Source organism: Lactiplantibacillus songbeiensis (genome assembly GCF_005405125.1).
Classification (GTDB): Bacteria; Bacillota; Bacilli; order Lactobacillales; family Lactobacillaceae; genus Lactiplantibacillus; species Lactiplantibacillus songbeiensis.
Map to the genome: position 1 here is coordinate 134,826 of NZ_BJDL01000001.1, position 12,919 is coordinate 147,744.

Consider the following 12,919-nt stretch of genomic DNA (forward strand, 5'->3'; position numbering starts at 1 on the left):
CATCCATAATACTTCGGCTGAGCTAACTTTTTTAACTTTCCCTTGCCAATTAACAGTGGCACTAATTAGGCTAAGTAAACTAAAATAAACGCGATCAACGCCGGTAAGCCTTGTATCACAATAATCGACTTGCTGGCCGTGGCACTGCCATAGACCGCTGCGACCATGACACAGGCTAAGAAAAACAGTGTCACGCCGGTACTAGCTGCGGCCGGTACCACAAACAAACTGAACAAAATTCCCACCGCTAAGAAACCATTATATAACCCTTGATTACCTAATAACGTTTGCACCGTTGGATCTTGTAATAGCTTGCGTGGGACGCCAAATGCTTGCGAGGCCATTTCACTATCGGCGTTAAACATCTCTAACCATAAAATGAAAAAGTGTTCTAAAGCAACGATGATTGCCATAATCATTGCAGCAACTGCCATGAATCCCAACCCCTTTATTTTCTAATTAACTTTAGTCTACCAAACTAACCTCCCCAGACAAACCACTAACGCTCAAAAAAACGGCCAGCACCTAGCTGGCCGTTCTAAACTTAACTTTTTACATGCCGGGCATCCAAACATCTTCAGGCTTAACCCCTTGTTCTTCTGCGAAGGCTTTCGTTAACGTGTCCATATCCATTAAATGGTACGTCTTTGGATGATCTGGATCATAAGATTCGATTTGAGCCATCATCCCACCATCTTCATGTTCAATGATGTGGCAATGATACATGTAAACTCCGGTCAAATCAAACTTCACTTGAATCCGGACTGTTTCGCCAGGGTTAACCCCCACGGTATCCTTCAAGCCATGTTCATTCGGATAAACTGGGCCATCGTTGCGCGCTAGCACTCTGAATTGCGTCCCGTGAACGTGGAATGGATGCACCATCCCGTTCTTCGTACTATTAGTATTGCGAATCTCCCAAATAGCAACATCGCCGACTTTTTGCCGGGCATCGATTCGTTGCATGTCAAACTTCTTGCCGTCCATTGCAACTTGTTCGTCCATCCCGTCCATCGTAATCTTCCGAACTGGAAGGCCTGGGGTTGGCTTTTCTTCCGGAATATCCACTAGATGTTCTGGCAACGTGGTATCGTCAGGCGTATAGTCTTTGATCCGGAAACGAAGTAATGGCGTATCGTCAGTCATCAAAGTAACTTCATCACCTGGCTGATACTTGCCAAAGTCCAAGACCAGTTCATCACGTTCCGCACAAGTAATCATCAAATGCGTCATGTAGACTGGTGATGGCATGATTCCGCCATCTGAACCAACTTGGGCAAAGGCCAGATCGTCATTAAAGTGTAACCGCCATTCACGCCGGTTGGACCCATTTAAGATCCGCAACCGCACGCGTTGGGTGGTGACATCAAAGTAAGGATTAACAGTCCCGTTAACTAACGCGGTATGACCTTGAACACCATCGGGATCATAATCCGCCCGATAATTAAATTGATTATCTTCATGGAATTCTCGGTCTTGCAAAACCAACGGAATATCATCGACCCCGTAGTTGCGTGGTAACGGTAACTGATCTTCGACATCGTCTTTAATAATCACCATCGCGGCCAAGCCTTTCCAAACTTGGGTCGCGGTTGATGGGCATGGATGGGCATGTAACCAGATTGAAGCGGCGGGCTGCATCACATCAAAATCGATATGGTTAGTCTTGCCGGGATAAACTGGTGCATGACAGCCACCATCCGTAATTGGACCGGGGACATTCAACCCATGCCAATGGAACGTGGTTAATTCTGGTAACGCATTTTTTAAATCGATATGGGTGTGTTTCCCATTACGAAACACAATCGTTTGCCCTAAGAAACCGGCATTATAGCCCCAAGTCTTGGTCTTTTTACCAGGTAAAAATTGGGTCTCACTTGCTTCAGCCTTGACAGTGTAGTAGTCATCGGTCGCCGTTTGCTTGTCCGGCTTCAATAATGGTGGTACAGCCAGTGGTTGAGGAGCAACCTTCGGCGTAACTAACGGAATATACCCGCCATCATGGGTATTAAAAGCTGGTTCATCAAAAAAATAATCAGTATAGACTTTCTTTGCCATTGTGACATCCCCTCTAAAATTCTAAACAGTCTTTATTAATTGATTCCAATACGCTTGGTGCTAGTTGGCTTAATTTGCCACTCTGGTTGGGCCAGAATCGGCTGGAACGTGGTGGCCGCGTTTGGAAGCCAAAGTGCGGTCTTCCAAGCCGGGCTTTATCTAAGTCGGAAAATCACCGACCAAGATAAACGACACCACTGAGCCAATTCTGGCCCGCCCGGCGTTAATTAACGGGAATTAATGAGGATCTATTGTCGACCATCAATTTAGCCAAGCCGTTGGTTTCTAAAATACTCAGCCGTGTCGTTGACCTTAGTGCGAGTGGTCTGCTCGGACTTAGGCTAAGGTCAGTTTAGAAGACCGCTTTTGGCTTCAAAATGACCCATGGCGTTCCAGCGTTTTAGGAACCAACCGGCAGGCGGCAATTTCAACTAGCACCAAGCGTAGTCCAATCAGATGTCAGCGCTTACTGATATCTGTCCTTAGTTTAGAATTGTTTTAATTGAGTGTCAATCCCTGCCCAAAATCTGATTCAAGTTCAAACCTAAAAACCCGATTAATCGTAAATCGGCGGTACCCGCTAACAACGCCACCCTGGGACAACCATAATGGCAATTTAATCCAACTAGCATCAAGTGTAAGTATCATAACTCAGCTTAAATTTAGGCTAAGCACCTCATTTTAAGCTGTCAGAAATCAGTTATATTGGCCAAGAGCTTCAATAACCACATTTTCCATCAGTTAAAGCAGTTCACTCTAACCTTGCCAGTTATTTAACGCCGGGCGGGTCAGAATTGGCTCAGTGGTGTCGTTTGACTTAGGCGAGTGCCCTTCTCGGCTTAGCCAAAGCCCGGCTTATGAGACCGCCCTTCGGCTCATAAACGTGGCCACCACGTTCCAGCCAATGCTGACCCAACCAGAGTGACAAGCTCGATCCAACAAATAATCATTATATATAGAAGAAAAAGGGCGAAAAAAAAAGAATTCAGTCCCTAACTAGACTCAATTCTTAGTTTATTTTCCTAATTTTTAGGCCGAACCTTGGTTGCTGAAAGCCAAGGCCGGAAGATCTGCCAGTCACTAGGTACCTAGCAACTGAGTGGGGATTTCAATTTTAAGTTAAGGGCGACCTTCCAGATTGATAGCTGCCGCCAGATGAAGCTAAGTTTATTGTAAACTTAGTGAACTCTTCCCAACTGCCATAATGTCCCGTTTAGCAACTGCTGATTTATCAACGCCTGCAATTGCATTGTACCGATTATTCGCCATCATGACGCTATGTGAATTAGTGCTATGTTGCAACCCAATCACATGGCCTAGCTCATGTTCGGCAACGTGGACCCGGTCAGCTTTGGAATACTTATAAGTGGCAAGGTTCTTACGGAGTAATTTAACCGTTGCACTAGTGAAATAGCCGACCGAATTAGCTTTAGTAAACGTAATCCCGGCTAGCATATTATACTTGCCAGTCGTCGCAGCACTGGTTGTCAAGACAACGTCATGATCCTTGGAAGTCCCAGCAATAAATTTGAAATCACCGGTCTTATTCCATGCCTTGATGGCTTTTTTGTAAATACTGCGGTAATAATTGGATTGCGTTTTAAAAACGTAAGTCACTTCTGGTTGCCGCCAGCGGTGACTGCTAAATGGGGTGGCTGCTGATGATGCTTCAACGATACTCCCTAAGTTTAATGATAATATCACGGTAAGCACCATTAAAACCAACCGCATTCTCTTTCTCTTCATCGTATGGTACCTTCTTTCGCTTCACTGAAGGTAGCTATCAATGTACCTATATTTTAGGACAAGCTACCTGTATTTTTTTATTCAGTGTCTGGAATTCCCCAAAAATCACACATCTTCTGAATTGTTTTTGTTAGTTAATTGCTGGTTCCAATTTCCAAAGCAAGTCGCGTTCAACTTAGTGGTATGATGGAAACATCTTTGGATGAATTGGAAGTGTAACCTAATATGTCTATCAGCAAATTTATAGTACAACAGGCAATTTCACTTATCAAACCCGGAATGACTGTAGGATTTGGTGGTGGTTCCACAGTTGGTTTGTTAGTTAAAGAATCCGCCAACCTAGTTAACCAAATACAAGTTTTAACCCCTTCACCAACTACTCGACAGTTAGCAACTGTCCTTGGTTATACCGTGATTGATTCCCAATATTGCGATCGCATCGATATTGCTTTCGATGGTTGTGACCAGCTAGATCACCGTCACTCCGCACTTAAGAGCGGTGGTGGCATTCATACTAACGAAAAAATTATTGCAACGCTCGCCGATGAATATTGGTTGTTGGCACCGAAAAACCGCTTAGTAACGCAGTTTAGCACCGATATACCATTAGTCTTAGAAGTATTACCAAAAGCTTTGGCACTAGTGATGCATCGAGTTGCCGCTTTAGGTGGACAGCCAACCGTTAGAACCGCAAGCAATCGCGATGGTTTGACCCTGACTGACAACGGCAATCTCTTGATTGATTGTCATTTTCCAAGCTACGATCAGCTTCCTACGCTTAACCAACAGTTATCAGCATTAGCTGGTGTCGTTGAGACCTCTTATTTCGATCATTTAGTCACCAATGCCATTCTTGGTGATCCCGACACCAATGCAATAAATTACTTATATTAAATTTTGTTTACAACAGTAAATCCGACTAAAAAAGCCATTTTTATCCGACTAATTGTGTAAAATTAGTTCGCATAAAATGGCTTTTCATATTATCAATACTTATTATGCTGTCGGCTAACTTGGGTTATCAGTTGACAACCTAATTTGATTAAAACACTGATGTAGTCGCATTTCAAGCTTTTTAAGTCATTTTTGTAAACTACATTGACAAAACTTTTATTATAAAGATTAATAATACTTATTCTGAGTGCTATCGTTTATATGTTAATTTAACCTCACCAAAGTAGTATTATAAATGCTTATAATTCTACCGGTATTTTTATATCTAAGCTGTGCTTATCAGGCGTATTTTAACGTTCATTCAAGCAAATGAACTGGACGTTTACCCAGTTTGACTGTTAACCACAGCTTAGCGTGCGACTATCAATAATTAAGTTGCGATTTTTCAGCTAATCGACTACCCGTTAGTCGTACGAAAAGCCCATTAAATCAGGAATCGGTTACATAATCCGCTTTAGTTTTATTTAATTCGTTAACTTATCATTTTGACAGTGATTTCATTCAGACTAAACTGCTAGTTTAAGGCTAAACTACTTGTCACAGGGCTTTATGCAGTTAACATCGAATTTCCCATTATAAGATTAGTTTATATTGAGGAAAATCGTCACTTGTTCAAAACTTATATACCAATAATTTAAAATCAGGTGATTTTCGGTATCGGTTCACGACCTTGCCTATTGTATTTTCGCCTATATAGCCTAGTACGCTTGGTGCTAGTTGAAACTGCCGCCTACCAGTTGGTTCCTACAATACCGGACGCCATGGACCAGTCTTCAAAACTGACCTTGGCCTAAGTCCAACAACACGGCTGAGTATTTTAAGAACCAACCTCTTGGCTAAATTTGTGATCGATAATAGATCATCATTAATTTCCGTTAACTAACGCCGGGCGGGCCAGCATTAGCTCAGTTATCTTGGTCGGTGATTTTCCGACTTAGATAGCCCCCAGCTTGGAAGACCGCTCCTTGGATTCAAAACGTGGCCACCCCACTTCCGGCACAGCCAGAGTGGCAATTTAAGCTATCTAGTAGTAGTCACTATTCTAAGTAAAAAAGCTCGGCCAACATCATTTCAGCTTTGAAATGATGTTGGCCGAGCTTTTTATAATTCGACTACCGAAACCGTTGATGACCATCTATCAATCGTGATAGTTGGCCTTTAAATTCATCACTATGCCGTTCAAATTCAGTCAGCTGTGAACTCATCGAAACCGTGTAATCCGCAACCTCACCATGTTCACCTTGGTCCAGTCCTAGCTTTTCTTCATCAACATCAACCCGCATCTTAACCACTCGTTTTAAAGCAACGATAATCAGCATGCAAAGGCCAGTTGTAAACGCAATCGTGAACACAGTCGCCAAAACTTGTAGCCCAAACAATTTAACGCTCCCACCATACAAAAGCCCATTCAGGCTGATAGTTGGGTTAGCTGTCTTCGTGGCAAAGACACCAGTTAAAATGCTACCAACGATGCCAGAAACGCCATGACAACCGAATGCATCCAAGGCATCATCAATCCCCAATCGCGGCTTCAATAAGGTGATAAAGCCGTAACTCGTTAAAGTGGCAATCAGGCCAATCCAGAAAGCTCCCGCAGCAGTGACGTAGCCGCAAGCTGGTGTAATCCCAACAAGGCCACATAACGTCCCGGTACAAACCCCAACTAAGGTCGGCTTACCTTTAGTGACCATGTCCATGACCATCCACGTCATCATCGAAGTCGCGGTTGCAACCGTCGTCGTTAGAAACGCTTGAATCGCAATATCATTCATGGCGAGCGCCGAACCTGCATTGAAACCATACCAACCAATCCATAGAATCGCGGTTCCAAGTAAGACCCACAAGATATTATAATGCTGCGTCTCACCCTTACCATAGTTATAACGGGGTCCCAAGAAGGCCGATAAAACCAATGCCGTAATCCCAGCATTAATATGCACGACCGTCCCGCCCGCAAAATCCAGCACCCCTAAATGTGCCAGCAAGCCATTATCCCAGACCATATGCACCATGGGATAATAAATCAAGATTGACCAGCAAGCAATGAATGCCAATAAAAACTTGAATCGAATCCGGCCGACGACTGCGCCCACAAATAACGCTGGCGTAATAATGGCAAACATCATCTGAAAAATCATATATAAACCGTTCGGAATCTTCGTCGGCGTCAAAGCGGTCAAATCAACCCCATGCAACCAGACAGCTTTAAGATCACCAACAACCCCTGCAAAGTTACCGGAAAACGATAATGAATAACCAACCAAGAGCCAAAGCAAAATCGCTAAGCCACAAATCATAAATACTGACAGCATCGTATTAACAACGTTGCGTTTGGACACCAAACCGCCATAAAAGAAAGCTAATCCTGGCGTCATGAACAGTACCAATATACTTGATAGAACTAAAAACGTTGAATTTGCAGCGTTCATATTGCCAACTCCAATCTGTACCATTTGATGTTAGAAATTATAACATTAGTAATAAGAAAATCACAGTATTTTTTAATAAATATTTTTATTTTTACAGTTTTGACGCCTATGATCAGTTAATTAAGTAGCTTTTAACAGCTAATACGTTAGGTTTTCTAACACTAATATTTTTTTGATGACTGCTGAATTGGCCTATAACTACACTCACGACATCCCAGCATTTGGGACCAGGTAACTCTCATCAAGGTTAATTATCTTAAGTTCCAACTCTTAGCTGATGGGTTCAGGTTAGCATCAGACTTAATATAATGAAGAGATACGCAATAAATCGTTTCCAATATTGACTTCTATTTTGACACATTGTAAGCTTACTAGCGTTCTATTAGAAAATGATTAGACAGATACTTAACTTCTTAATAATTAAAATGGAGGTACATAGTTATGCGAAAATATGCGATTATTGGGGTTGGCCATGTTGGGGCAACCATTGCTTATACGTTAGTTTGTAAAGGGATTGCGGATGAATTAATCTTAATTGATACGAACGCTGGTAAGGCCCGCGCTGAACAATTGGATTTACAAGATGCACAAGCCCGCTTGGATAGTCGAACCATTATTAAAATCAACGATTACAGTGAATTAGCCGATACTGACATTCTTTTCATTACTAGTGGCAACATTCACGCCTTAGATCATGCTTCCGGTAATCGTTGGGCAGAATTTGAATACACCAAGACCATTGTTCAAGAGATTGCTCCGAAAGTTAAGGCCTCTGGGTTTAACGGTGTCGCGATTGATACCATGAATCCTTGCGATGCGATTACCCATTATTTCCAACGCGCAACCGGCCTCTCACGGGCACAAGTCTTTGGGACTGGAACTTTCTTGGATACCGCTCGGATGCAAAAAGTCGTCGCCGAAGTCTTCGATTGTGATCCGAAAAACGTCAGTGGTTATGTCTATGGCGAACATGGCGAATCCCAATTCAGCGCTTGGTCGACGGTTCAGGTCAACGGTATTCCCATCACTGACTTAGTCACGTCACATCACCTCGACTTGGATGCCTTGGAAGCCGAAGCTCGGCACGGTGGCTGGGCGGTTCACTCCGGTAAAGGATATACCAGCTTTGCTATTGCCACTTGTGCTGTCAAATTAAGTGAAGCTGTCTTCGCTAATGCCCGACTGGCTTGTCCAGTATCTGCTTACAGTGACCGCTTCGGGACCTATGTTGGTCAACCCGCCATTATTGGTCGTGATGGTGTTGAAAGCGTCACGACATTAGCTTTGACCGCTGATGAAGAAGCCAAATTCCAAAATTCAGCCAATACAATTATTGAAAAGTTCCACGCCTTTGATGATGTCTTAGATTCCAAGACCGCATCGGCGCAACGAAAACCAGCTTAAAGATAGCTTAAAGCCCAGGCTCGCATCACTAGTTGATACGAGCCTGGGCTTTAGTTATTTAAACCTTACTTTTCAAAGGCCATTACCATACACTTAGTACTAGTTGAAATTGCTGCCTGCCGGTTGGTTCCTAAAACGCTGGAACGCCATGGGTCATAATTGGCTCAGTGGTATCGTTTATCTTGGTCGGTGATTTTCCGACTTAGATGCCCCCCGACTTGTGAAGGACCGTACTTGGCTTCCAAACGTGATCACCACGTTTCAGCCGATTTGGGCCCAACCAGAGTGGCGATTTAAGCCAACTAGCACCAAGCGTATTATCGCCTATTTAGTCCCGACAAGGTTATAATAAGGCCAATAAATTGGCTAATCGGGGGACTTACTTTGAAAAAATTCACAGTGTTGACTGGCATCTTAACCATTGCGCTCTTACTGACAGTGGGATCACTATCCGCACAAGCCGCAACTAAATGGCACATTGGCGCACCTAAAGTTGTGCGAGGCACTTGGCGAACTGCCTATACGCATAACCATCACTATAATCCGTTTTCATATTACTTTCGTGATACCTTCACCGTCAACATGACTGACACGGCCGGGGGAACCACCATGTATAATCGCCATCATCACCACGTTAGCAACGGATCTGGCTGGGGTGCTAATGCCCAATTGCACTATCGGCAGTTGACTAACCATACTTACCAGCTTCGTTCCTACGTTGATGTTAAGCATCACAAATTACCGCTCACCTATCGCATTACCTTGAGCCATCATAATCAGCAACTCAACCTCACCCGATTAAACGGGAGGCCAGCGAAACTAGGCCGCTTTTATAAAGTTGCCAACTAAAGAATCTGCCGTTAAGTCGGCGGATTTTTTAGTTAGTGTTCATCAGCCACGATCCGTTTCAATAACTTGTTGGTGCCACAATTGCCAGACATTTTCGGCTGCAAAATCACTCGCCCGTTGATAGGCGCCCGTACTGAGCCGTTGCCGTAAATTGGCATCAGTCATCACTAGCACAATCTTAGCCGTCATCGCCGCTTGATCACCATACGGCACCACATAGCCGTTTTGGGCCTGCTTGATAATATAAGCGGGACCGTAATAAGTGTCGTATGAGATGACCGGTACCCCGTGAGCATTAGCTTCCAATAAGGCTAATGCAAAGCCTTCCAAACGACTTGATAGCAGCATCAATTGCGCCTGTTGATAAACCTTTTCAAGCTGTGGCGTGTAGCCTTTAAAGGTCACAACTGCTTGTAATCCAGCTTGTTCGACGAGCTGGTGTAACCGTTGCGTTTCCTGATTACCATTGATGACATCATCGTAGCCATAAATATCTAACGTCAACCACGGTAATTGCACTTGCGCGGCTTTAAACGCTAAGATGGCCTCACTTAAGTTTTTTTCGTAGAACAGCCGTGCCACAATCACAATCTTCCCTTTAACCCGCGGTGCTGCATCAATTGGTACTGGCTTAGTGTGTAGCTGAGCCGCCGCGACCGTGCCAACTGGAATATTGACAATCGGGACCTGCGTTCGTAAACGTTGCCGTAATGCTTGGGCTTGCTGCGGGGTGGCCGCAATAATCAAGTCAGTGCGACTCAATTGATCCGTATTGCGCAAGGAATCATAGACCAACTGCGAGCGCAACGGATCACGATAAGCGTCAAAGTGGATACTATGCAGATATTCAACTTTACGAGCGGGCGTTTGCATCAAGGTCATTGGTAGATTAACGACGGCAGTCCGATCAGATATAAAGGTATTGCCACCACCATCGCGCTGATTTAGGTCATCATAGAATTGGGCAATCATTTGATGCTGAGTCACATACGAGCTTAATTGACCGGCCTTCGTTCTTAGTCGATAATTAGTAGCCACAATCCCCGTTTCTCGTTGTTGATAGGTAATCTCTAAATAAACTTGCCCCGTTAACGTATAAAATTGTTCCAATGCTAAATGAGTCTTAGTCGAGTCATTAGCAGTGGTCCAATACTTCGTATACGCATGAAACCCGCGTTCATCGTAGATATCCGTGCGCACTTTTTGATTAGTCGCATCAAAATAAGTCACGGTACTAATCACTGCTTGCCGATTGGTTGCGTACCGAACCGTTGCAACGCACCGCTGACCGTCAAAAAAGCTGACCGTCAGCGATTGCTTTTCCAGACGATAGCTCTGCTGCGCAATTGGTAAATCCGTTAAAGATAGCGGCTTAGCAGTGTAGGACTCGGTACCAGCATAAAAATCATAGAGATTAACAAAGTTACGTTCCGCCAACCGCCAAACAGCATTATCGCGACGTGTTGTGGCCGAATAATCAATCGTCACTAACTGAGCTGGCACCCCAAATTGATTAAACAATTGGATCCGTTTCAACTCCGCATGTTCCACTCCCGATGCGAGTTGGCCGAGATGATCGTTTAAGAAATAATACATCGTTACCCTCACTTTCACTGTGACCATCTAAAAACAGGCAATTCATCACTGAATTGCCTGCCCGTTTAAGTCACCTCTTTTGAATAAAAACTAGCTTAAATTAGATGAGTTCTTCACGCCGTTGTCGCGCACCTAATAAGCCAACCAAACCTAACATAATGGTTCCGGCCACCGCTAATGACCCTTCGACGTTATCATCAGTTTGTGGTAACGCCCCAGCATGACCTGTACTTGACCCAACTGGGTTAGCTGCTGAACTTTGCAGGTCACCGCCGCCCGCATTGAGATCAGTGCCAGCCGCAGTCATCCCGGTACCAGCCATCGTTGGCGTTGATGTAGCCACGCCAGTTCCACTGGTTATACCATTGCCAGTAACGGTATGAGTGCCTTGATTCAACCCGTTACCACTACCAAGAATTGTCCCCTGACCGGGAGTGGCACTAGTATGCAACGTTCCGGCATTAGCATTGGTACCACTAGTCAGCTGGTGCCCATTGCTACCCATATTAGTTCCAGTCGTTGTACCGGCCCCAGCATGGGTACTGCCAGCATTAGGCTTAGTATGATTACCAGCAGTTATACCGCTACCATTGGCTAACTGATCCTTAGCCGGTACCGTCACAGTGATGGCTTTACTTGGTACGCCAGCATGGGTCGACGTCAGATAAAGTTTATCACCAGGTTTTAACTGCGTACTTGGCACTGTCAAGGTAAAGTGACCATCAGACCCAATCGTCGTGGTCCCTAAAGCATGCCCTTGACCATCTTTAATGGTAATGATTGCCCCTGGCTTGCCGGTTCCAGAAATGGTGACACCATTAGTATCGTGCTTAACCACGATACTGCCTGGTTGTTCACTTGGTACAGTGATTGTAATGGGGTTACTATCAGTACCAGCCGTTGTTTGTGTAATTACAACGGTTTGACCAGGTTTAATGGCGCCCGCTGGCACAGTAATCGTAAAGGAACCATCCTTACCCACTGTGCCAGTCGCTACTTTATGACCATTTGTATCCGTAACGGCTACTGTCGATCCCGGTTGACCATGACCACTAACTGTGACATTGCCACCTTGATTATCAACAACCACACCAGTTGGTTGTGTCGACGGTACCTTGACACCAATGGCAGTGCTCAGCCCACCATCCGTCGCCTGTACGACTGCCAAAGCAGTTCCCGCCTTGCTGTTATCAAGCGGTACCTGAACATCAAAGCTACCATCATTACCAACTCTACCGGCAGCTAACGTATCACCATCAGCAGTAAAAAGATAGATGGTTGAGCCAGGTGTCCCTTTACCAGCAACATGGGCATGCCCATTGGTTGCGACGGTAACCGTCAAATTAGTCGGTTGATCCGCTGGCATCGTGAGCGTAATAGTCTGACTATGTTGATCACCTTTAACTTGAGTTAACGTGACCTTTTGACCAGCTTTAGCCGCTTCCTTTGGTACCGTTAATTTGAAAGTACCATCACTGCCGAGTGTACTGCTAGTAATCGTCTTACCAGTCGCATCGCTAACCGTGATTGTTGCCCCAGCAGTGCCTTTACCACTGATGATTACTGAACCATCTGTTTGTTTATCAGTCGTGATATCCGATGGTGATGACAATAAATTGCTTTGATTATTGCCGGTATTTGATCCAGCGCCAGTGTTTGAGCCAGAGCCGGTATTCGAGCCGGAGCCGGCGTTTGAACCTGAACCAGTATTTGAACCAGAGCCGGTGTTTGAACCGGAGCCCGTATTTGAACCGGAGCCCGTATTTGAACCGGAGCCGGCGTTTGAACCGGAGCCGGCGTTTGAACCAGAGCCGGCGTTCGAACCTGAACCAGTATTCGAACCAGAACCAGTATTCGAACCAGAGTCGGTATTTGAACCAGAG

At 44.7% G+C, this 12,919-nt stretch carries 9 protein-coding genes; 3 read left to right on the forward strand and 6 right to left on the reverse strand.

Annotation, left to right across the window (positions count from 1 at the left end; all coding sequences use genetic code 11):
- Positions 1-65 precede the first annotated feature (65 nt).
- From FFM77_RS00575 to FFM77_RS00585, 3 genes are all read right to left on the reverse strand, one after another.
- On the reverse strand, positions 66-434 hold the full coding sequence (locus FFM77_RS00575) for a DUF1304 domain-containing protein (RefSeq protein ID WP_137633803.1): 369 nt from the start codon (positions 432-434) through the stop codon (positions 66-68).
- Between the two features lie 118 nt (positions 435-552).
- Positions 553-2,058, reverse strand: coding sequence for a multicopper oxidase family protein (locus tag FFM77_RS00580; RefSeq protein WP_137633804.1), 1,506 nt, complete (start codon positions 2,056-2,058; stop codon positions 553-555).
- Between the two features lie 1,167 nt (positions 2,059-3,225).
- Positions 3,226-3,804: a matrixin family metalloprotease gene (locus tag FFM77_RS00585; RefSeq protein WP_137633805.1), complete on the reverse strand. Its 579-nt coding sequence runs from the start codon at positions 3,802-3,804 to the stop codon at positions 3,226-3,228.
- 225 nt (positions 3,805-4,029) lie between these two features.
- Here FFM77_RS00585 and rpiA point away from each other — a divergent pair, with 225 nt between their 5' ends.
- Complete coding sequence (gene rpiA / locus FFM77_RS00590) at positions 4,030-4,698, forward strand: ribose 5-phosphate isomerase A (RefSeq protein ID WP_137633806.1); 669 nt, start codon at positions 4,030-4,032, stop codon at positions 4,696-4,698.
- A gap of 1,172 nt (positions 4,699-5,870) precedes the next feature.
- Here rpiA and FFM77_RS00595 read toward each other — a convergent pair.
- A complete protein-coding gene (locus tag FFM77_RS00595) occupies positions 5,871-7,187 on the reverse strand; it encodes an ammonium transporter (protein ID WP_137633807.1) in 1,317 nt (438 codons plus the stop codon).
- 441 nt (positions 7,188-7,628) lie between these two features.
- Between FFM77_RS00595 and FFM77_RS00600 the strand changes: the two genes are divergently transcribed.
- Together FFM77_RS00600 and FFM77_RS00605 are read left to right on the forward strand one after the other, a co-directional pair.
- Positions 7,629-8,591 carry an L-lactate dehydrogenase gene (locus FFM77_RS00600; protein ID WP_137633808.1) on the forward strand — a complete coding sequence of 321 codons (963 nt, stop codon included), beginning with the start codon at positions 7,629-7,631 and terminating at the stop codon, positions 8,589-8,591.
- A gap of 384 nt (positions 8,592-8,975) precedes the next feature.
- Positions 8,976-9,440, forward strand: coding sequence for a hypothetical protein (locus FFM77_RS00605; RefSeq protein WP_137633809.1), 465 nt, complete (start codon positions 8,976-8,978; stop codon positions 9,438-9,440).
- Between the two features lie 42 nt (positions 9,441-9,482).
- On the opposite strand, the gene FFM77_RS13940 is transcribed toward FFM77_RS00605, so the two are convergent.
- Together FFM77_RS13940 and FFM77_RS00615 are read right to left on the reverse strand one after the other, a co-directional pair.
- Positions 9,483-11,036 (reverse strand): glycosyltransferase, encoded by a 1,554-nt coding sequence (locus FFM77_RS13940; protein ID WP_171001521.1) that lies wholly within the window; start codon positions 11,034-11,036, stop codon positions 9,483-9,485.
- Positions 11,037-11,136: 100 nt separating this feature from the next.
- Positions 11,137-12,919, reverse strand: a 1,783-nt coding sequence (locus FFM77_RS00615) for an Ig-like domain-containing protein (protein ID WP_171001522.1), incomplete at its 5' end; no start/stop codon positions are given.